Here is a 21409-nt window from a genome sequence, read left to right as displayed (position 1 = left end):
CAAAATATGCTACACAGAACAGATTTTTAACCATTTTTCTATAAAAAATCATAACAAGTGCACACAAAACCGTATAAAAATTGACTTTGAGCACGAAGCAAAGTAAAAAATTGGCACACAAACATCCTGGACGGATTAAATAATAAACAAAGGAGATTGTTATGGCAGATAAGAAAGCGACCCTTCATATTGAAGGTCAAGCGCCAATCGAGCTGCCGATTATGGAAGGGTCTATGGGACCTGAAGTAGTCGACGTTCGTAAACTCGGAGCCAATGGTTACTTCACATTTGACCCGGGGTTTCTTGCCACTGCATCCTGTGAATCTCAAATCACTTACATCGACGGCGGAAAAGGTGTGCTGTTACACCGCGGTTTCCCAATCGATCAATTAGCGAATAACGCAGACTACCTTGAAGTGTGCTACATTCTTCTCGTTGGTGAAACCCCGACACGCGAAGAATACGAAAACTTCAAACAAATCGTCACACGCCATACTATGGTGCACGAGCAAATTGCGAGCTTCTTCCACGGTTTCCGTCGCGACGCTCACCCAATGGCCGTTATGTGTGGTGTTGTCGGCGCTCTGGCCGCCTTCTACCACGATTCTCTGGATATCAACAACGACACACACCGTGAAATTGCGGCGTATCGTCTGATTTCGAAAATGCCGACTCTAGCGGCAATGTGTTACAAGTATTCTGTTGGTCAACCTTTCATTTACCCTCGTAATGATCTGACCTACGCAGAAAACTTCTTACACATGATGTTTGCAAACCCATGTGAAGAATACGAAGTCAACCCAATCGTTGCACGTGCAATGGATAAGATCTTCACACTACACGCAGACCACGAACAGAATGCATCGACCTCTACGGTTCGACTTGCTGGTTCATCGGGCGCTAACCCATTTGCCTGTATCGCAGCGGGCATCGCTTCTCTATGGGGCCCTGCACACGGCGGCGCAAACGAAGCCTGTTTGCATATGTTAGAAGAGATTGGCTCTGTCGATAAGATCCCAGAGTACATCGAGCGTGCGAAAGACAAAGATGACCCGTTCCGCCTAATGGGCTTTGGTCACCGTGTTTACAAAAACTATGACCCGCGAGCCACGGTTATGCGCGAAGCGTGTCACGACGTACTTAAAGAGCTTAACATTGAAGATCCGCTGTTGGATGTGGCGATGGAGCTTGAGCGTATTGCTCTTTCTGATGAGTACTTCGTTGAGAAGAAGCTGTATCCAAACGTAGACTTCTACTCAGGTATCATCCTTAAAGCGATCGGTATCCCTGTGTCTATGTTTACCGTTATCTTCGCTATGTCTCGTACCGTGGGCTGGATTGCACACTGGAACGAAATGCACAGCGATCCAGATAACCGTATCGGTCGTCCGCGTCAGCTATACACTGGTAAAGAGATGCGTGACTTCAAACCGCTACACGAACGCGAATAACGATAAACACAACATCACAAAGCAAAAGAGCAGCCTGGGCTGCTCTTTTTTTCATCACGACACTCGTATTTAAATGGACTAAACCGGATTATCAATATCCTTAAATTCCACATCTAGACCGTGGGCCTCAGCCAGCCATTCGCCCAGTGCTTTAATGCCATAACGCTCCGTAGCATGATGTCCGGCTGCAAAGTAGTGAATACCCATTTCACGAGCGGTATAGGTAGTGCGCTCAGACACCTCGCCCGAAATAAACGCATCTAGCCCTTTTGAAGCGGCTAATTCAATATAATCCTGACCACCACCAGTACACCAACCCACTGTTTCAATCAGCTTATCGGCATTTTCTGGTGCAATATGTAAAGGTTCGCGATCTAGAGCCTTGGCGATCTTATGCGCAAATTCTGTCCCTGTCACAGGCTTTAACAATTTGCCGAACATCGCAACAGATTGTGGATGCCCCTCCAGGCCGTCAATCACTTCAATGTCCAGAAGCTCGGCCAGTTTCGCGTTGTTGCCCAGCTCTGGATGAATATCAAGGGGAAGATGATAACCAAACAGGTTTAAATCGTTTTTAATCAGGGTACGAATACGCTTACCTTTCATCCCTCGAATCGGCTCAGGCTCACCTTTCCAGAAGTAACCATGATGGACTAATACGGCATCCGCTCTGACACTCACAGCGTAATCAATAAGCGCTTGTGATGCGGTGACACCGGTAATCACTTTTTTGATGTCACTCGCACCTTCGACTTGAAGTCCATTTGGACTGTAATCTTTAATCAGTTGCGGTGAGAGTTTTTCATTGAGGATAGCTTCAAGCTTTAGGTTATTCATGGCACTTCCTGAGCAAATTCTTGATTTCCGTGGTTATAGCAATTTACTCTAGCAATGTCGAAAGGAAAACGTAAAGAATACACTATGCAAACCATCAAGGATTTTATTACTTGGATAAGCGAAAGCCAGAGCCTCGTCACGGGGCATACGAGCGTCGCTAAAGGTTTCCCCAAGGCATCCAGTCGCTCAAGCTCACAGGACTATTCTGAGTACCTAGGCAACCCTAGGCTTGGCTTTCTTTATCAGGAGCTGTGTCGACGTTTGTTCGAGCAAAGCGATAGCCATAGCGTCTTTGCTGAAGAGATACAACTGCAACATGATGGACGCACCTTGGGTGCTATCGACTTCCTTATCGAAAAGCCAGACCAGCAACAGCTCGAACACTGGGAGGTAGCGATTAAGTTCTATTTGCTGAAAGATGGGCTTTGGTATGGGCCGAATGCAAAAGATAGGCTAGATAAGAAAGTGAACCGCATGCTTGAGCATCAGCTAAAGATGTCTGATACCCCCGCGTTCAAGGCTCAGTTCCCTGATATCGTCAGCCCTTCCCAACATCTGTTGATGCAAGGCCGACTGTATATCAACCCGTTTGACCAAGAAAAAACGCCCACCCACTGCTTAGGCCTAGATATCAATCCACAGCGCATTACTGGTTATTGGTGCTATCAGTCCCAGTTTCATCGCATCACAGAGCCCCTCTATCCACTCACCAAGCCCCTATGGGCGATTGGCCATATCGGGGACACGCGTGGCGCCTACAGCCCCGTGACGGCGCTACCATCTCATTTTATCCATTGCCAGTCTCAAAGTGGACAGTTTTGGTTTGTCGTTCCTGACGACTGGCCACAAAGCAGCATGTAGCAGGCAATAAAAAAGGTGTCCATTGGACACCTTTATAGTCAGAATAATCCGTTAAGGGCGATACACCTTCACATTGCTGTAACCCTGTTCCTGCAGATACAGTGCCTGCAAACGGCTCATCACACCTCGGTCACAGTACAAAAGGTAAGTCTTTGACTGATCCAAGTCGCCAAACTTAGTACCCAGCTTAAAGAAAGGCAGGTGCTTCACTTCAACACCGTCAATTTCTAGCGGGCTCTCTTCCTCTTCCTCGGCACTGCGGATATCCAAGACAATCGCATGCTCTTCAACAGCTTCAACCTGCTCTACGTCTGGTGCCTGCTCCTGACTCTCTTTCTCGATGTCACGAATGTCCATCATGCGAGAATCACGAACGACCTGCTCCAGAATGGAGAAATCAAACTTTTCTTCTTCCGCTTCTAGCTTGGCCTTGACAGCCTTAACCGTTGGCTTGCGAGAAATCACACCGCAATACTCTGGCATGGTTTTGGCGAAATCTTCAGTACCGATTTCGCGGGCAAGATCAATAATGTCTTCTTTGTCCCAGTTGATAAGAGGACGTAGGATCAGTGTATCCGTTACACCGTCGATATGGCGAAGGTTGGTTAATGTCTGACTGGACACCTGGCCTAGCGCTTCACCTGTCACTAGCGCTTCAATGCCGAACTTTTCAGCAAGCATACCACCAGCGCGCATAAACATGCGCTTAAGGATAACGCCCATTTGGCCGTCTTCAACTTTCTCAAGGATCTCAGCAACAACCGGTTCAAAGTCTACCGAGATAAACTTCACCTTGGCCGAAGAGCCGTACTTGTTCCAAAGATAGTGAGCAACCTGCTTGACCCCAATCTCATGAGCCGGGCCACCAAGATTAAAGAAACAGTAATGCGTTTTTGAACCGCGTTTAATGTGAAGGTAGCTCGACACACCAGAGTCGAAACCGCCAGAGATGAGGCTCAGTACATCTTCTTGCGTCCCCAGAGGGAAACCACCCAAACCTTTGTGACGCGCAATGACTTGATTAAGCTTGTCATTGGCCACTTCAATGTTCACGGTAACGTCTGGGTTAGACAGCTTCACGCGTGCGCTTTCTACCGCCTGATTCAGACCACCACCCACATAACGTTCCAGCTCAATCGAGGTAAAATCATGCTTACCGCGACGTTTGGCACGCACAACAAAGGTCTTGTTTTCGATGCGGCTACGGTTAAGATCCAGAACTTGCTCGTATATATCATGCATGTCTTCAAAGTCAGACTGCTGAACTTCAAGCACATGATGAATGCCCGGAGTGTGACTCAGAATCTCCAACACTTCGCTGTAAAACTCATCGGAGTTAGCATTCACTTCAATGTGATCACGACGGTTATACACCGCTACCGATTCTGTGCGGCGCTGGATAATGATTCGCAGGTTGCACTCTAGGATTTTTGTAAAGCGCTTACGCACTGATTCACTTTTAACAAAAATCTCTGGATGGGGCTTTACGATAAATCTCATAGTCTTTTCACATCTCGTTGCAATGCTGTCTGAGCGCGACAGTATAGGGAAACTAATATCAACTGTAGTACAAAATCGCTCGAATCCGAGTGGCCATTGGTCGACTCGACTGAGCGATGTTTCATCAGGGGCGCAAGTATATACTCAACCTAAAGAAGATGCGAGTGCTGACCCGGGGTAAGCGATTGACGTCTGCGGTTGGGAGTTAAAAAAACGCCACAGCAATGCTATGGCGCTTAATTTGTTATTTGCTGAAGAAGGGTTACACCTATTGCCCGTCTGCGGACACTTCATCGGTATAGACGGGTTCACCCTGCATAATACTGATTTCAACCCGGCGATTACGCGCGCGCTGACGGTCGGTGTCATTCGGTCCCAACGGTTCTGTATCTGCAACCCCCAGAACCCTCAGTCGCTGATGAGAAAAGCCTTTAACTTTTTCCATCTCCTGAGCCACAGACACCGCTCTTTGGGACGACAGGTCCCAGTTAGAACGATACAATTCCGAGTCCAGAGGCAAATTATCGGTATGCCCTGATACCCGTACTTGTCCTGGAATATCTTTCACCAGATCAGCAACCTGGCGTACCAAAGGTCGGAACTTAGGCTGTAGGAAAGCAGAGCCTTCCGGGAATGCCCCTTTTTCCTGAATTCGAATGACCAATTGCTGACCAAGATTTTCAACTTCAACGGCCCCTTGCTGAATTTCCTGTTGCAGTGCTTTCTTGATGATTTCTTCCAGCTTTTCCAGATTTTCGTTGACTTGTTCACTGTCTGACGACGCAGTGCCTATCTGGTTCTTTTGCGAACGGTCTGCCGTTTGACCGCCAGTGATCTTGCCATCATCACGCTGATTGCCTCCAGCACGGTCTGAGTCACCTTCATGAAACTCCAGCGTTTGCTGAGTGATATCAATGGTCTGTTGCATAATGACATCGATGGGCGTGGGCTCAGGGCGTCCAGGGCGGAACTCCTGCGCAATGATACTGGTTCCCTTAGGAATATCCTTTACTTCAAGTCGGTTCTGAACACCAAATGCAAACTTCATCGAACCGGCTATCTGCTTGAACTTAAGTACGTCCATCTCGGAAAACGACAACAGCAATACGAAAAAGCACATTAGCAGCGACATCAAGTCTGCGAAGGTTCCCATCCACTGAGGAAGACCCGGAGGTGGACAGTCACATTTTTGTTCTTCTTCCACAGCGCCTCCTAAACCCAGCGATACACAATGCTAGCCATACTACTCACCATCGAGATCGAAAGCACGTTTACTCTCATTGAGATAGTTCTTCAGGTAACCATCAATGACACGCGGGTTCTGACCATCCTGAATCGCTAATACACCATCCATGATCAAACGACGGTTCAGTTTCTCCTGCTCACGTCGCAGAGTCAGCTTATCGGCAATCGGGAAGAACAGCATATTGGATAAGATTGCACCGTACAGCGTGGTTAAAAGTGCGACTGCCATGGCCGGACCAATGGATTTTGGGTCATCCATGTTGGAAAGCATGGCTACCAGGCCAATCAGGGTACCGATCATCCCCATCGCTGGCGATACGTCTCCGAACGCTTTAAATACACCAGCCCCTTTAACATGACGCTCATCAGTTAGAGCAATGTCTTTTTGCATCGCATTGCGAACCACCTCAGCATCATGGCCATCCACCAGCAAATCAATGCCTTTCTGCATGAAGCTGTTTTGAATGTCCATTTCTTCTAAAGCAAGAAAACCACCTTTACGCGCCGCATCTGCCATTTCAACGATTTTTGCAATCAAATCTTCAGGTTCATCAGCTTTGAACATGAACGCCTTTCCGGCAATTTTGGTTGCACTGAAAAACTGTCCGAGTGTGAACTTCATTAACACTACAAACGTCGAGCCACCGATAACGATGAACACCGAAGTTGTATCGTAGTACGTCATGATACTGCCACCCAGTATCATTGCCATTATGATTGAAGCAGCCCCACCTATGAGGCCTATCAGCGTTGCTAAATCCACTCAACACTCCGTATTTGAATTGACGTCTTAACTACTGCTCGACGAATCGTCAGATCCGCACGAGTCTATCGCGTTATATTCAGGTTATCGACCACCTGACCATATCTTTAAGTAATTTATGACCATAAAATCACAAAATTGGTATTAAGCACCGCAATGTGGCGAAGACGCTCTCTGAACACATTTAAAAACAAGGCGTTCCTAAGATGAGATACCAATCAGGTTGACTACTTTTTTATCAGAGTCGCTTCGCCAGAAGCATCTTGGTTACATTTTTGGTACCATTAGTTTGACCATCGGTTAAGGCTCATGTAACGTTCGATCATTTCTGACAAAACAAGCAAATTATGGCGACCAAAAAACCAGAGAACATGTCGTTTGAAGCGACAGTGGATGAGCTTGATACGCTTGTCGAACAATTGGAAAACGGCGACCTTGCACTGGACGAGGCGTTGAAAAAATTTGAACGTGGCATTGCACTCGCTCGTGCAGGCCAACAGAAGCTGACAGAAGCAGAACAAAAAGTCAGTATCCTTCTTGCTAAGGACGACAACGCAGAACTACAAGACTTCTCGCAGCAGCCTGAATAATATCAAAAGTGAGTAACCCAATGATTGAGGCTTTAAAGTCTTATCAAAAGCGCAACAACGAGCAACTGGACGCTTGGCTAGACCTTTATCCATTCCAACAACAGCGGCTAACGGAAGCCATGCGCTACGCTCTACTGCTTGGTGGCAAGCGTGCTCGCCCATTCTTAGTCTACGCAACCGGACATATTTTCGATTGCACACTAGAACAGCTCGACACCCCTGCCGCCGCTATTGAATGCATCCATGCCTATTCGCTGATCCACGACGATTTGCCAGCCATGGATGACGACGAGTTACGCCGTGGTAAAGCCACCTGCCACATTGAGTTTGATGAAGCCACCGCCATTCTGACAGGCGATGCGCTACAAACGCTGGCATTCACCATCTTATCGGAAGGCAAATTAGCACCTTTTGCTGAATGTCAACGTATTAAAATGGTGCAGAAGCTGGCACATGCCTCCGGAGCCGCTGGCATGTGTATTGGCCAGGCCCTCGACCTCGAAGCGGAAAACCGCAATGTCGGCTTGCAGGAATTGGAGCAAATCCACCGCCATAAAACCGGTGCACTGATACGTTGTGCGGTACAACTCGGCGCGCTGGCTGCTGGTGACAAAGGGGTAGCTCAACTGCCTCATCTGGAAAAGTATGCCGATGCCATTGGCCTTGCGTTCCAGGTTCAGGATGACATTCTAGATATCATCAGTGATACCGAAACGTTAGGAAAGCCTCAGGGTTCTGATGTTGAACTTAACAAGAGTACCTATCCGGCTCTGCTCGGATTGGAAGGCGCTCAACAAAAAGCAAAACAGCTTTTTGAAGAAGCCCTTTGTGCTTTGGATGCGATCCCCTACAATACTCAATTACTCGAAGATTTCGCCCGATATGTCATCGAGCGCAACAACTAAACAATATAAAAGCGCTGTAGAACTATGACACTTGATATTTCAAAGTATCCAACACTGACCTTAGCAAATACGCCGGAAGAGCTTCGACTCATGCCGAAAGAATCGCTTCCAAAGCTGTGTGAAGAGCTAAGGACGTATTTGTTAAATTCAGTGAGCCAGTCGAGTGGACACCTGGCTTCTGGACTTGGCACCGTAGAACTGACGGTAGCCCTGCACTATGTGTATAACACGCCGTTCGACCAACTGATCTGGGATGTTGGCCATCAGGCTTATCCTCACAAAATTCTGACTGGTCGTCGCGAACAGATGCCCAGCATTCGTCAGAAGGATGGTCTCCATCCCTTCCCGTGGCGCGAGGAGAGCGAGTACGACGTATTATCAGTCGGTCACTCTTCCACTTCCATCAGTGCCGGACTCGGCCTTGCCATCTCTGCAGCCAAAGAGGGCAGAGATCGCAAGGTGGTCAGTGTGATCGGCGATGGTGCTATCACCGCCGGTATGGCCTTTGAGGCACTCAACCACGCCGGAGATGTTCACCCGGACATGCTGGTTATTCTGAACGATAATGAAATGTCGATTTCAGAAAACGTGGGAGCTCTGAACAACCACCTGGCACAAGTGCTTTCTGGCAGCCTATACACGTCAATTCGTGAAGGAGGCAAAAAAGCGCTGTCTGGTCTTCCTCCGATCAAGGAACTGGTTAAACGTACCGAGGAGCACCTCAAGGGTATGATTGTACCGGGAACTTTGTTTGAGGAGCTGGGCTTTAACTACATCGGTCCTGTCGATGGACACGATGTCAACGAACTGGTGAAAACGCTTAAGAACATGCGTGAGCTGAAAGGGCCGCAGTTCCTGCATATCATGACCAAAAAAGGCAAAGGTTATGAGCCAGCAGAGAAAGACCCTATCGGTTACCATGGCGTGCCGAAATTTGATCCTTCACATTCAAGTCTGCCAAAAAGTAGCTCCAGCCAACCGACCTACTCGAAGATTTTTGGTGACTTCCTGTGTGATATGGCGGCAAAAGACCCTTCGCTTATGGCCATTACCCCGGCGATGCGTGAAGGCTCAGGAATGGTTCGCTTCTCGAAAGAGTTTCCTGACCAGTATTTTGACGTTGCCATCGCCGAGCAGCATGCCGTCACTCTGGCTACAGGTATGGCCATTGCAGGCAATCGTCCCATCGTAGCGATTTATTCCACGTTCCTGCAACGTGGTTACGACCAACTGATTCACGATGTTGCCATCATGGATCTACCCGTCATGTTCGCCATTGACCGTGCTGGTCTTGTCGGTGCTGACGGACAGACGCACCAGGGGGCATTTGACCTCAGCTTCATGCGCTGCATTCCAAATATGGTGATCATGGCACCGAGTGATGAGAATGAATGTCGTCAAATGCTGTACACCGGTCACATGCACAATGGACCTAGTGCGGTTCGCTACCCTCGTGGCAGCGGCAATGGTACGGTAGCAGAATCTGAGTTCACCGCTCTGGAGTTGGGTAAGGGTCGAATAGTGCGCCAGGGCGAACGCGTAGCTATTTTGTCTTTTGGCACCTTCCTTGACAATGCTTTGATTGCGGCCGAAAGCCTGAATGCAACGGTGGCGGATATGCGCTTTGTTAAACCTTTGGATAAAGCGTTAATCAAAGAGCTATGCGACAACCATGAAGTCATTGTCACTGTCGAAGAAAATGCCATTGCAGGGGGCGCAGGTGCTGGCGTTATCGAATATATGATGAGTGAGAAGCTCATGAAGCCAGTGCTCAACTTGGGGCTTCCTGATCACTTTATTGCTCAAGGCACACAAGATGAACTGCACGTCGAGCTCGGCTTAGACGCAGCCGGCATTGAGCAATCCATTCGCGAATACCTTGCGAAGTAACGGTTTTAAAACCCAAAAGGCGACCTATGGTCGCCTTTTTTATTGCCGCAATGAGATAAAAAAACCGCCAAATAATGTGGCGGTTTGATGGTTAGTTTCAGTGGTTAGGCGTTCGCTTCGCGCTCTTCAATAAACGCAATCGCCATCTTAATTCGGGCAATCACACGCTCTTTGCCCACCAACTCCATTACCGCGTCGACAGAAGGTGACTGACCACCGCCAGTAACCGCTACGCGCAGTGGCATACCGATTTTACCCATGCCAATCTCAAGCTCTTCACAAACGGCTGCGATAACTTGCTCTTTAATGTTAACCGTCGTCCACTCTTCCAGTGCTTCAACCTTGGCCAAGGCCGCCTCTAAAGGTCCTTTAGCAACGCCACGAAGATGTTTCTTAGCAGCGCCTGCTTCAAACTCAGAGAAGTCTTCGTAGAAATAGCGGATTTGCTGAGCAAGTTCAACCAGAGTATTACAACGCTCGCCTACCAGCTTAATGACTTCCGTGATGGCCGGGCCATTCGCCGTGCTCAGCTTCTGCTCATTCAGGTGCCATTGCAGATGCTCTGCTACATACTCTGGCTCTGACGTCTTAATGTAATGGTTATTCAGCCACAACAACTTGTCAGTATTAAACGCAGAGGCTGATTTAGAGATGGCATTTAGCGAAAACAGGTCAATCATTTCCTGCTTAGAGAAAATCTCCTGATCGCCGTGAGACCAACCAAGGCGAACAAGGTAGTTGTTCAATGCATTTGGCAGGTAACCTTCATCTCGGTACTGCATCACTGAGACGGCACCATGGCGCTTCGACAGTTTTGCACCGTCGTCACCAAGAATCATTGCACAGTGGGCGAATGTTGGCACTGGCGCACCCAAAGCTTCATAGATGTTGATCTGACGAGGCGTGTTGTTGATATGGTCTTCACCACGAACAACATGTGTGATACCCATATCCCAGTCGTCAACGACTACTACGAAGTTGTAAGTTGGTGCACCATCGGTACGACGAATGATCAGATCGTCCATCTGGCTGTTGGCGATTTCGATACGACCACGAATTTGGTCATCGAATACCACACTGCCTTCTTTTGGATTACGGAAACGAATAACGCATGGGTCACCGTCTTTCGCTGCAGCGTTTGCGGCAACAATTTTCGGGTGGTTCGCATCATAGCGTGGAATTTCTTTGTTTGCTTCCTGCTCGGCACGAATCTCTTCTAACAGCTCTTTTGGTGCAAAACATTTATAGGCTTTGTCTTCTGCAAGTAGCTTGTCAACCATCTCATTGTAACGGTCAAAACGCTTAGACTGAAAGTAAGGGCCTTCATCCCACTCAAGTCCCATCCATTGCATACCTTCAAGAATCGCATCCACTGCTTCTTGCGAGTTACGCTCAAGATCGGTGTCTTCAATTCGAAGAACAAACTCGCCGCCTTGGTTTTTAGCAAATAACCAAGAATACAGTGCAGTGCGTGCACCACCGACGTGAAGATAGCCTGTAGGGCTTGGAGCAAAACGTGTTTTAACCGTCATCGAATGTACCTTGTTGTCAACTGCGCACGATGCTTTTCATCGTACGTTGCAAATTTTGGGCGCTATTTTATCACCTTAAGCTAAATCTACAATCAATAGCTTGACCTTCCCCTTGTGGTAAGGTTTATCGTAAGAGATAACAACGAATATCTGAGGTGGTTTATGGACCAATATACCCTTAATTTATCTGGTTTATCCTGCATGGGCTGTGTGAATAAACTGAAAAAAGCGCTAGAGGCTAGCCCACAGAATATCGAGATTGTTCACCTAACCAAAGAGCAACTGGTCGTCTCCAGCGAGGCACCGGTAAACGATGTCATCTCAGTGGTTGAATCTTTAGGCTATCGCGCATCACTTAATTTAGATTTTCAGCTTACAGGACTAAATTGTGGAAAGTGTGTCGCAAAACTTCGTGAACACCTGAGCTCTTTAGCTGATACTGACATTCTGGAACTCTCAAAAAATCATCTCTCAGTCCAGTCTTCATGTGATTCAGACATCATCATTGAACACATCAGACAAATTGGTTTTGATGCTAAGCTCATTGCGCCATCTGCCTCGACAGAACCTAAAGCGGACGAACCAGACCGAGAGCCAGTTGCCCCCTCTTCTATTGAACCTACTCAGCCTAAACAAACGCCAGAAGGTCAGCAGCACTTGCATTACCTTATTCAAGGCATGACCTGCGCGAGCTGCGTTTCTTCTGTAGAAAAAGCGCTGACTTCTGTAGACGGCGTAACCAGCGCTCGTGTCAATCTGGCCGAACAAAGCGCCATGGTCAGCACCGATGAGCTCATTGAAAAAATAAGTCCGCGATTGCTTACTGCTATTTCCCAAGCCGGTTATCAAGGGGAGCTGGTTCAGGATCTCGCCTCCAGTCAAGCGCAGCAGCAAAAAGCGTTACTGGATCATCAGGCCGTACAAAAAAAGAACACCATCGTCGCTTTGGCGGTAGGTGCTCCTCTCATGCTTTGGGGATTACTTGGCGGCAACATGATGATTCGCAATCCTATGGACCAGATGACCTGGGGACTCATTGGTATTCTTTGCTTGTGGCTGCTGGCTACCTCCGGGCGTGATTTCTATGTCAACGCCTATAAAGCACTGCAGCACAAACGGGCCACAATGGATACATTGGTCGCTCTGGGAACAGGCGCTGCCTGGTTCTACTCTATGTTAGTCGTAGTTAAACCCGGATGGTTCCCTCATCAGTCACGCCACGTTTATTTTGAAGCCAGTGCAATGATCGTTGGACTGATCTCGCTTGGTCATTACATTGAAGCGAAAGCCAAATCAAAAACCAACCAATCGCTGCAGGCCTTAATGAACCTTCAGCCTCAGCACGCTACTGCCATCATCGATGGAAAAGACACACGGCTTGCGGTGGCCGATATTGCTCTAGGTATGCGACTGCGTATCAAACCCGGAGAAAAAGTGCCTGTGGACGGCCTTGTCACTGACGGACACAGTTACGTTGACGAATCGATGTTAACCGGAGAGCCGGTGGCTGTCCTCAAAGGGGAACAGGATCGCGTATCTGCAGGTACGATGAATACCGACGGCAGTCTGGTCATCGAAGCGACTGGAGTAGGCTCCAACACCATGTTGTCACGTATAATTAACCTGGTTCGTGAAGCCCAGAGCAGCAAACCCGCTATTGCGAAACTGGCTGACTCTATCTCTGCAATATTTGTTCCCGTTGTTGTTGTAATTGCCATTCTGGCCGCAGCAGTGTGGTTCTTTGTTGGCCCAGAACCAAAAGCCAGTTACATGCTGGTTGTCACTACGACCGTTCTGATCATCGCTTGTCCGTGTGCGTTGGGGTTGGCAACACCACTATCGATTACGGTCGGGATTGGCAAAGCAGCGCAAGCAGGGGTTCTCATTAAAGATGCCGATGCGTTACAAAAACTCAGCAAAGTAAATGCAGTTGTGTTTGACAAAACAGGCACACTAACACTTGGAGAACCAAAGGTTCAGAGGGTGTTTACCACTGGCCTCTCTGAATCCGAATTGGCTCATATGGTACTTCCTTTAGAAAAACGCTCGGAACATCCTCTGGCTAAAGCCGTCACACAGTATTGGACACATCACGACAATGGCACAGAGCCTGAGAAGTTTGTAAACCTTCGAGGCAAGGGGGTTGAGGGTGTTGTTGCAGGCCAGAATATTCTGATATCTTCATTAAATTACGTTCAATCTCTCGGTATTGACACCACCCCTATTAATGGTGCACTTAAACAAGCAGTACAGTTAGCCGCGACACCTGTGATTGTCATTATAGAGAAGGTGGCCGTCGCCGTTATCGCCGTGGCGGATGAGATAAAGCCTGAAGCCTTTGCCGCTGTGAGTGCACTAAAAAAACAAGGCATTCATACTGTAATGCTGACTGGTGATCACTACCATGTTGCCAATAACATCGGTCAAAAAGTCGGCATTGATGAAGTCATCTCACAGGTTCTTCCTGATGAAAAAGCTTCCCATATACTATCCTTAAAGGATAAATATACACATGTTGCTATGGTTGGGGACGGCATCAATGACGCGCCTGCACTTGCAACAGCAGACGTAGGTATCGCGATGGGCTCGGGCAGCGATGTCGCCATAGAAAGTGCACCTATGACTCTGCTAAATAGTAATCCCGCCACTGTGTCTTATGCGATCTCTCTTTCGAAAGCGACCGTAAAGAACATTAAACAGAATCTGTTTGGCGCTTTTATTTATAATTCTCTCGGGATACCCATCGCTGCTGGTGTGCTCTATCCTATATTCGGTTTTCTGCTCAGCCCTGTATTTGCAGGTGCAGCAATGGCCTTGTCATCTATTACCGTTGTCAGCAACGCAAATAGACTCAGAAACTTTCAATACAAAGGGTGATTCCAGCTATGATTTAGCTGGATAACGTTCAAAGAGGAACTACTATGTCAAACTCAAAACGTACCTTAAGGCTAACAGCATTGTCTTTTGCTATGGTCACAGGCTCGGCATTTGCCACTGATATTTTGACCTATAAATCACCCTATTGTGGTTGCTGCAAAGACTGGGTAAAACATATGGAAGAGGCCGGTTTTAATGTCACTGTGGAAGAGCACACCAACATGAATCCCATCAAGCAGAAGCTGGGAGTCTCTCCTGAGCTCGCTTCATGTCATACCGCTGTCGTTGGAGAGTATGTGTTCGAAGGTCATATCCCGGCGGAAGATATCAAAGCCTTCCTGGAAAATCCCCCTAAGAATGCCAAAGGCTTAGCCGTACCAGGAATGCCTGTTGGCTCCCCGGGCATGGAATATGGAGACAAAAAAGACCCTTACCATGTTTACGTGTATAACGAGAAAGGTCAGGTGTATAGCTTCCGCTCATACAATATGTAGGCCCCATTTTCGACTCTTAGCATACAGCGCCATCGTTCTTAACGATGGCGCTTTAATTTTTAAAAGTTGTAAATACCGCCAATCAGGAACGCACTGTTTTCAACTCCACGACGATAATAGGGTGCTCTGAAGCTGCCCTGACTCTTGTATTCAAAGTAAGGTTGAAACGCGTACTTTGTCAGGGTCAGTCTGAATTCATGATCCATCGAGTTATCCGTATATGGGTAGTATGGGTAATATGCCCCACCCATGTGATAGACGTTATTGTAGTGAAGCTTCACTGGATGTGTTTTAAATTGATAGGCAATTTTATTATCGAAGCGATAGTCAATATCCGGCTTGTAGCCCCAACGGTCATGCTGCGCATAAACTTCAACTCGGGTGCGGTGACTGAGTGATATGCCTTCATCAAAGTCATAACCAATCTTGAATAACGGGCGATACTGCATGGTCTCTCCAACCTGCATCAAGTGCTCGTAACCTGCACCTAACCAGAAATTTCTGGATAGCTGAAACTTCTGTTCTACACCTAACGTCACCAGTGGCGCTCTGGCACTATGCCCATAATAAATGTCATTGTGATGATGGTGATGATCGCTGTGTGGTGTGCTGCCAATCGCGATATCTTCAATTTTGAACCTTAACGTCGTATCCGTGTCGAAGGTGTGTCCCGCTTCCATTTTAGCGGTCGTTTTCGAGTCATACAGATAACTGCTATTAAACTGAACGTTACCTTCTATGTATGAAGAAGCGCATAGGGCTGATTGACTGGCAATTATAAGAGTGAAAGCAATAAGGTGGCGCACTGGTGTTCCCTAAATAGTGAATTTGAGGGACAGTGTGTCGCTGAAGAGATAGAAGCGCAAAAACCAACATTGTTAAGGTTATGTCATTCCAAAAAATTGCTGAATTCAATTAAATCAACATGTTAAAAACGTTGCTTCATGGTATGTCATGTTACTGTATGCGCTTTACGTCCGCTAAAACTTCACCTTAACGAAATGGAATAAAAAACAACCATCCTTAGATTAAATCTTCAACATCTAATAATTTGCAAGGTTTCGCAAAGTTTTATCAAAAGTTCTCTTGCTTTGCGTGATAGCTAAAAACGTCCAGAACTGTGGTAAGCGCGCGCCGTTGTACCCCAACCGAAGCAAGGCCCCTTACGGAGCCTTGGATTATGGAAATATGAACATAAGAAATCTTAGAAGCCGTATGACGCGCCGAACACAACAGCATTGTTGACGGCGCTGCTACCGTCAGCATTTTTCAGACCATGGGCCTGACTACGGAACTCAAAATATGGCTGAACACCATCGCGTGTCCATGTGGCACGCAACTCATGGTCCATCGTGTTTACTTTATCATCGCCCTTGGCGTCTTTGTCGCCTGCAACTACGTAAACGTTGTTATAGGAAAGAGCAACGGGTTGATCGGCAAACTGATACGCAATTTTGTTATCCAGGCGAACATCAGTGTCTGACTTGCGCTGCTGGCCATCAAGTTGATTGTTGATGTGCATACGAGTACGGTTACTTAAAGAGAGACCGTTGTCAAAGTTGTAGCCAATTTTGATAAGTGGACGATATTGAATTGTCTCGCCCCCTTGAATTAGATGGTGATAACCAGCGGCTAGCCAAAGGTTGTCCGTCGCTTTGAAAACTTGCTCCACACCTAAGGTTGTTGCGGGCAGAGGACGGGCATCATCCTGAACTTTACCAAGAGGAATGGCGTCAAACTCAACCAAAAGCGTCGTATTAGAGTCAAACGTATGGCCCGCTTCCAGAGTGGAGGTCGCTTTAGAGCCTTGAAGGTATGTATCGTGAAACTGAACATTACCTGTTACGTAAGATGAACCTGCAAATGCGCTGGTAGAGGCAACTGCAAGAGCAGTTAGAGCGAGAATTTTTTTCATTGTAAACACCTATTTAGTTTGAACTGGCTGGCTTATGTTGCCGCCTTGTTTCGATGCCATTTGGCTTGAGGTCAATATAGCCCCAATTAATTCGCGCCAACAATTAAATCACCCTCTTTAGTGACCTAGATCACCACCAGAAAAACAAAACAAATATAAAACCCTAAAAAACAACAAGTTAAACACAAGTAAAAATATAAATCTAATTTCATAAAACACAAAAAGCAAACTAAGATCACAATAAGGCAGGCCAAAATGACGCAAAAACACGGAATATGACGTCAATTATGCAGTTTCAGTCAGCAGGACTATATCCATTTTGTGACCTTACGCATCCAATTTAGAAAAATCACCTGGCTTAGTTCGGTTTTATGCACCCATATTGCACAAAGAAAATTAACTTTCAGCCAACCAAACAGGCATCGCAATGCTTGCTAACTTCAGTCCTCATTGGGGAATTCACCGAATATTTCTCTTTGTTTACCTTACTGCTACTCTATGACTATGCCCGAAATTGGATAACAGCATGACAAAACTACCAATCATCAGTTCTAACCTACGCCTTCTGCGGCTTTTTAACTTAGTATCATTAGTTTTGGGGTGTACTCTGAGTGCAGGCGCACTCGCAGAGCCTGTGATGTGGAAAGCTAAAAAAGGCCAAACCACATTATTCATTTATGGAACCATTCACGTAGGATCACAGCAGGTCACTCCGTTGGTCCCAAAGGTAGTCGATGCACTTGCTCAAAGCGATAGCCTTATCGTGGAAGCGCTTCTTAATGAGAACATCACTCTGAAACAACAGAAACAAGTTACCGTGAAGCAAGCATTGGACCCCGTTCAATCTAGTGAATTAAAAACCATTGCCACGCAATCGAAACTAAACTACAACGCTTTACTGGCTCTCGCCCCGTGGCAAGCAGCCTTAACCTTACAGCAGGTTTCGTTTCGCCAGCTCAATTATCTATCCGACTATGGTGTTGATCGACAGCTAATGGATTGGGCAGACTCAAATCATCTGCCACAAAATGGCCTGGAGACACTTCAGTTTCAAATCGACCTTATAGCAGGTCAGCCCGACCACGGCGTAGATATGTTGCTTCAGACGATCGCAGAATGGCCCTACAACGCCAACAACATTCAATGTCTGATGACTGCCTGGCAAGCAGGTGATATCAATAAACTGGAATCGATGATGATTTCCGGCTCCTACAACGAAGATTTTTATCAAAATTTTCTAGTCAAAAGAAACCGAAATTGGGTGGAACAGCTTTCTACCGGGGAGGCGTATAAAACAGGCACCTTCTTTGTTGCTGTTGGTGCATTGCATTTAGCGGGAAACGAGAGTGTACCTCACCTGCTAGAACAACGTGGTTTTAGAGTTGAACAGGTAACTGAATCAGAGATTGCTGAGTGCTCGTTGAAAACGAACGATTGACGTCTCAAATTTGAGACAGATTAAGGCCACTTTTTCTGTAGTCCACACGACTTGGGTACCTTTCACCTACATTTACATTCTTTTCAATGCGGATGAAAGAAATAAGTCGAATTATTCCTTTCTTTTTAACCACCTAGAGATGGAATCATATAGATTATGTTAGAAACAAAGTAAGCAAAATTACCTTTTATTACCTATTGTTCATTCAAACCAGCTCTACAAATTTGAATAAAATAATAATTATAATCAATGTGTTATTAATTTGCGCATGCAAATAAGTTCGACTTTTTTGGAATTAAAAATTTTTTAGTTTTACCGTTTATTTTTGATCTTTATTCAATTACGACCATAGTATTCAATATCTCGCGTCGAGATATTAAATAGATAGAGGACTAAAAATGAAAACGCTGGCCCTAATTGGAATTTTAACGACCATTCTGGTATCTCCTATGACTTACGCCTCCAACGGTAATGGAAGTGGTGGAGGTAAAGTGTTCGGAAACGCAGTGCAATGTCAATTGCGCTCAGGAAAGGTCGAGTATATTCCCCGCACCATGTGTGAGGTTTATAGAGGAACCGTGATTCAATCTTGAGATTCACTTCTAGATTTAAACTCTTCGACGATTGGGCAGTACGTCGAATTATCCCCAGGGCAATTGTCTACTAATTGTTGAAGGTGGGCTTTGACTACAGACAGTCTATCTATTTGTTCTTGGATTTCACAAACCTTTCTATGGGCTTTTTCCTTGATTTCACTCGCCGTCATGGTTGGTTTATAGGCCAACTCAACCAGTTCTTTGCATTCTTCGATTGAAAACCCGACTTTACGTGCATTTGAAACCAGAGTGAGCTGTTCAAGCACCTCTTTAGAGTAGATGCGATACCCATTAATGTCTCGGGCAGGACTCAAAATCACGCCTTTATCTTCGTAGTAACGTATCGCTTTCGTTGTCAGTTTTGTTTGTGCCGCAGCTTCTCGTATATTAATCATCGCCATCTAAATGTATCCATGCTGATAAAAGAGTGCCAGCCACGCTCCCACTCAGCACGAATGCGAATTGAGTTTGGAGAGTCCTCACACTGACCTTTGTATTTTGTACCTTCAATTCCTTTTTTAAAAGCACTTTCTGGAGAACAGTATACTTCCCTCCCAGACGCATAACCGGCCATAAAGGCACTCTCATCATAGTTCTCACGCTGACTTTGGGAGAGCACTTTCTCGCTATTGCTCTCATAGCCTAACTCCCCAAGACGATACCCTTTTGCGCGCCAATAGTCTTGACTGTTCATTGGAGTATTCGAACACGCACTGATCATGAGGGTGATATAAAACAGCTTCAGCTTCACTTAAACCTCCACGCATTAAGATCAAAAAAGGCCGAACGAGTTCGGCCTTATAATTGATTAATCGACTTTATTTGACCGCGAAAGGCAGTGCTAACACCAATTTAAAGTCTTTCTCATCTTGGAACGCATTTGAGTATGGGCCCCAGTTTGGAGCGTCACTATCATTGTAGTATTGAGTGAAATAAAAGCTCACAGAGCCACCTTCTAGAGGGCCTGCTTGAATGCCATAATTAGCAAACGCGCTGTATGCATACTCTTTCAGCTCTTTGTATCCCTCAGCTTTTGCTCCCATACCCGCAGCACCACTAATACCTACAGATAGACCACTTGCACCAATATCGGCCATATCACGTGAAGCCGATAGGAAACCTGCAAACTCGCCATCATGGTTGAAATCTGAGCGGTTATTCCACCAGATTTCATACGCACCATTTGAGCCGCCATATTGTTCAGTCAGGCGATAGGATATATTACCAACCTGTCCACGCTTCTCCGTGCTATCTGCTTTAGTGTATGTCGCTTCAGCTCTAAATGAATATGGACCACTTCCAAAACTTGACAAAAATGCCGCTTGAAGTGCTGTGCTATCAAATTGATTTTTATCATCTACAACATAAAGTTGCGGAGACCAATAAATACCACCATCAGTCGTTCCTTTCACTTTCGCGTGGTAGTTTTTACGATCGCCATCGGTCAATCCACCGTAGGCTAAATCTAGAGAAATTCCGTTTGCGAAGTTATACACGCCACCAACGGAATAAATAGCACCAACATCTTTACCTTTTGCCGTGCCATCACTACCAGTGCCAGCCCATGCAGCACCATCTCTGAATTCGTATAGATTTTGGAACCAAGGCGCTTTATATCGATCGGCATACACAGCACCTAGCTTAAAGTCACCAATGTTAAAACCAACTTCACCGCCTCTATATGTACCCGGAGCAAAAGACCAGTTAACCCCCAAAGAGCTTGGTACGCTTGGTTGGAAATAACCTACTCTCGCGTTAGTGCTCTCACCAAATTTAAACTTTAAATTTGCCGTGGAGTAAGATACGCCGTTTTTTGTCTCAAAATTAGTACACGAATTACCAGCGTCGTAAGGCTTGCTACAATCTACAAAGTTCATTTCATGATCGAAAGCTGCGTTTTGCCACATATCAAACGTCGAGAAAATGACAATATCAGTACCCACAATGTCATTGTAGTAGCCCGAGTTAAAGCCTAAGTTCACAAAGATAGAACCGTGGTCTAGGTTAGGGGCATACCCCGTTTCCTCACCATTAACGATATCTTTTCTGTCGCGAGCACGCATAAAGAAGTTTACGTTTCCGCTGATGGTAGAGTCATCGAAAAATGTTGAAACTTCTTCAACATATTCCTGTGTTACGGTTTCACTTTCAGCCCAAACCGTCGGCGCACTGAGTACACCTACTAAAGCGGTCGCCACTGCTGATACTTTAAACATTTTTTCCATGGAAGTAACTCCTAAAAATGGATATAGCTGTTGTCGATATTTCACCCTTAAGTTGGCCGCCGAAGAGTGGAATATTTCCTTTTTTATTTTTAACCAAAACTTTTGGTTAATTTTCCTGTCTACACCGTGTGTATCCATATCCATAAGACTAACTTCGCGAAGAAAATTATCAATTTCATTCTTTATTTTGCGAAAAAAAATAGGAGGCACCACAAATTTACGGTGCAGTTATTGATGAAGATCTTACTTTTAGATACAACGTTAAGAAATTTCTTTACAGCGTTTAATAT

18 protein-coding genes are annotated in these 21409 nt (G+C 46.2%); 8 read left to right on the top strand and 10 right to left on the bottom strand.

The features are described from left to right. The first annotated feature begins 161 nt into the window (after window positions 1–161). Window positions 162–1451 carry a citrate synthase gene (locus C4S60_RS05045; RefSeq protein WP_103879242.1) on the top strand — a complete coding sequence of 430 codons (1290 nt, stop codon included), beginning with the start codon at window positions 162–164 and terminating at the stop codon, window positions 1449–1451. Between the two features lie 78 nt (window positions 1452–1529). Here C4S60_RS05045 and C4S60_RS05040 read toward each other — a convergent pair whose 3' ends face one another. After that, window positions 1530–2288 (bottom strand): Nif3-like dinuclear metal center hexameric protein, encoded by a 759-nt coding sequence (locus C4S60_RS05040; protein ID WP_103879241.1) that lies wholly within the window; start codon window positions 2286–2288, stop codon window positions 1530–1532. A gap of 84 nt (window positions 2289–2372) precedes the next feature. On the opposite strand from C4S60_RS05040, the gene C4S60_RS05035 reads away from it, so the two are divergent. After that, window positions 2373–3149, top strand: coding sequence for a DUF1853 family protein (locus C4S60_RS05035; RefSeq protein WP_103879240.1), 777 nt, complete (start codon window positions 2373–2375; stop codon window positions 3147–3149). Window positions 3150–3200: 51 nt separating this feature from the next. Here the strand turns inward: C4S60_RS05035 and thiI are convergent, their stop codons facing one another. The 3 genes from thiI to pomA form a co-directional block, all read right to left on the bottom strand. Further along, window positions 3201–4649 carry a tRNA uracil 4-sulfurtransferase ThiI gene (gene thiI / locus C4S60_RS05030; RefSeq protein ID WP_103879239.1) on the bottom strand — a complete coding sequence of 483 codons (1449 nt, stop codon included), beginning with the start codon at window positions 4647–4649 and terminating at the stop codon, window positions 3201–3203. 268 nt (window positions 4650–4917) lie between these two features. Beyond that, on the bottom strand, window positions 4918–5853 hold the full coding sequence (locus tag C4S60_RS05025) for a flagellar motor protein MotB (protein WP_103879238.1): 936 nt from the start codon (window positions 5851–5853) through the stop codon (window positions 4918–4920). Window positions 5854–5892: 39 nt separating this feature from the next. Continuing rightward, window positions 5893–6657 carry a flagellar motor protein PomA gene (gene pomA, locus C4S60_RS05020; protein ID WP_103879237.1) on the bottom strand — a complete coding sequence of 255 codons (765 nt, stop codon included), beginning with the start codon at window positions 6655–6657 and terminating at the stop codon, window positions 5893–5895. A 347-nt stretch (window positions 6658–7004) separates the two neighbouring features. On the opposite strand from pomA, the gene xseB reads away from it, so the two are divergent. From xseB to dxs, 3 genes are read left to right on the top strand one after another with little or no spacing between them, the layout of a single operon-like run. Next, entirely contained in the window at window positions 7005–7247 is a 243-nt protein-coding gene (xseB, locus tag C4S60_RS05015; protein WP_103879236.1) for an exodeoxyribonuclease VII small subunit, read from the top strand. 20 nt (window positions 7248–7267) lie between these two features. After that, complete coding sequence (gene ispA / locus C4S60_RS05010; protein WP_103879235.1) at window positions 7268–8152, top strand: (2E,6E)-farnesyl diphosphate synthase; 885 nt, start codon at window positions 7268–7270, stop codon at window positions 8150–8152. A 24-nt stretch (window positions 8153–8176) separates the two neighbouring features. Next, on the top strand, window positions 8177–10042 hold the full coding sequence (dxs, locus tag C4S60_RS05005) for a 1-deoxy-D-xylulose-5-phosphate synthase (RefSeq protein WP_103879234.1): 1866 nt from the start codon (window positions 8177–8179) through the stop codon (window positions 10040–10042). Between the two features lie 104 nt (window positions 10043–10146). Here dxs and gltX read toward each other — a convergent pair whose 3' ends face one another. Next, entirely contained in the window at window positions 10147–11574 is a 1428-nt protein-coding gene (gene gltX, locus C4S60_RS05000; RefSeq protein ID WP_103879233.1) for a glutamate--tRNA ligase, read from the bottom strand. Window positions 11575–11736: 162 nt separating this feature from the next. Here gltX and C4S60_RS04995 point away from each other — a divergent pair, with 162 nt between their 5' ends. Both C4S60_RS04995 and C4S60_RS04990 read left to right on the top strand, forming a co-directional pair. Beyond that, a complete protein-coding gene (locus C4S60_RS04995; protein ID WP_103879232.1) occupies window positions 11737–14451 on the top strand; it encodes a heavy metal translocating P-type ATPase in 2715 nt (904 codons plus the stop codon). Between the two features lie 44 nt (window positions 14452–14495). After that, window positions 14496–14945, top strand: coding sequence for a DUF411 domain-containing protein (locus C4S60_RS04990; protein WP_103879231.1), 450 nt, complete (start codon window positions 14496–14498; stop codon window positions 14943–14945). 59 nt (window positions 14946–15004) lie between these two features. On the opposite strand, the gene C4S60_RS04985 is transcribed toward C4S60_RS04990, so the two are convergent. Beyond that, a complete protein-coding gene (locus tag C4S60_RS04985; RefSeq protein WP_103879230.1) occupies window positions 15005–15751 on the bottom strand; it encodes a porin in 747 nt (248 codons plus the stop codon). A gap of 398 nt (window positions 15752–16149) precedes the next feature. Further along, complete coding sequence (locus tag C4S60_RS04980; RefSeq protein WP_103879229.1) at window positions 16150–16860, bottom strand: oligogalacturonate-specific porin KdgM family protein; 711 nt, start codon at window positions 16858–16860, stop codon at window positions 16150–16152. A 526-nt stretch (window positions 16861–17386) separates the two neighbouring features. Between C4S60_RS04980 and C4S60_RS04975 the strand changes: the two genes are divergently transcribed. After that, window positions 17387–18298, top strand: a complete 912-nt coding sequence (locus C4S60_RS04975; protein ID WP_103879228.1) for a TraB/GumN family protein — start codon at window positions 17387–17389, stop codon at window positions 18296–18298. Window positions 18299–18881: 583 nt separating this feature from the next. Here the strand turns inward: C4S60_RS04975 and C4S60_RS04970 are convergent. From C4S60_RS04970 to C4S60_RS04960, 3 genes are all read right to left on the bottom strand, one after another. Next, entirely contained in the window at window positions 18882–19295 is a 414-nt protein-coding gene (locus tag C4S60_RS04970) for a MerR family transcriptional regulator (RefSeq protein WP_103879227.1), read from the bottom strand. After that, window positions 19286–19645, bottom strand: coding sequence for a DUF2799 domain-containing protein (locus tag C4S60_RS04965; protein ID WP_103879226.1), 360 nt, complete (start codon window positions 19643–19645; stop codon window positions 19286–19288). The genes C4S60_RS04970 and C4S60_RS04965 overlap by 10 nt, the downstream gene beginning before the upstream one ends. A 67-nt stretch (window positions 19646–19712) precedes the next feature. Then, entirely contained in the window at window positions 19713–21119 is a 1407-nt protein-coding gene (locus C4S60_RS04960; RefSeq protein ID WP_103879225.1) for an OprD family porin, read from the bottom strand. Between the last annotated feature and the right edge of the window lie 290 nt (window positions 21120–21409).

This window comes from Vibrio hangzhouensis (assembly GCF_900107935.1).
Lineage (GTDB): Bacteria > Pseudomonadota > Gammaproteobacteria > Enterobacterales > Vibrionaceae > Vibrio > Vibrio hangzhouensis.
This window is presented reverse-complemented; position numbering and strand designations above follow the sequence as displayed.

Excerpts from the sequence above, each read along its gene's own strand:
- dxs (WP_103879234.1), top strand. The coding sequence starts at position 8,177 with ATGACACTTGATATTTCAAAGTATCCAACACTGACCTTAGCAAATACG.
- C4S60_RS04970 (WP_103879227.1), bottom strand. The coding sequence starts at position 19,295 with ATGGCGATGATTAATATACGAGAAGCTGCGGCACAAACAAAACTGACA.
- C4S60_RS05035 (WP_103879240.1), top strand. The coding sequence starts at position 2,373 with ATGCAAACCATCAAGGATTTTATTACTTGGATAAGCGAAAGCCAGAGC.
- xseB (WP_103879236.1), top strand. The coding sequence starts at position 7,005 with ATGGCGACCAAAAAACCAGAGAACATGTCGTTTGAAGCGACAGTGGAT.
- C4S60_RS05045 (WP_103879242.1), top strand. The coding sequence starts at position 162 with ATGGCAGATAAGAAAGCGACCCTTCATATTGAAGGTCAAGCGCCAATC.
- C4S60_RS04995 (WP_103879232.1), top strand. The coding sequence starts at position 11,737 with ATGGACCAATATACCCTTAATTTATCTGGTTTATCCTGCATGGGCTGT.
- thiI (WP_103879239.1), bottom strand. The coding sequence starts at position 4,649 with ATGAGATTTATCGTAAAGCCCCATCCAGAGATTTTTGTTAAAAGTGAA.
- C4S60_RS05040 (WP_103879241.1), bottom strand. The coding sequence starts at position 2,288 with ATGAATAACCTAAAGCTTGAAGCTATCCTCAATGAAAAACTCTCACCG.
- C4S60_RS04960 (WP_103879225.1), bottom strand. The coding sequence starts at position 21,119 with ATGGAAAAAATGTTTAAAGTATCAGCAGTGGCGACCGCTTTAGTAGGT.
- gltX (WP_103879233.1), bottom strand. The coding sequence starts at position 11,574 with ATGACGGTTAAAACACGTTTTGCTCCAAGCCCTACAGGCTATCTTCAC.
- C4S60_RS04980 (WP_103879229.1), bottom strand. The coding sequence starts at position 16,860 with ATGAAAAAAATTCTCGCTCTAACTGCTCTTGCAGTTGCCTCTACCAGC.
- C4S60_RS04990 (WP_103879231.1), top strand. The coding sequence starts at position 14,496 with ATGTCAAACTCAAAACGTACCTTAAGGCTAACAGCATTGTCTTTTGCT.
- C4S60_RS04975 (WP_103879228.1), top strand. The coding sequence starts at position 17,387 with ATGACAAAACTACCAATCATCAGTTCTAACCTACGCCTTCTGCGGCTT.
- ispA (WP_103879235.1), top strand. The coding sequence starts at position 7,268 with ATGATTGAGGCTTTAAAGTCTTATCAAAAGCGCAACAACGAGCAACTG.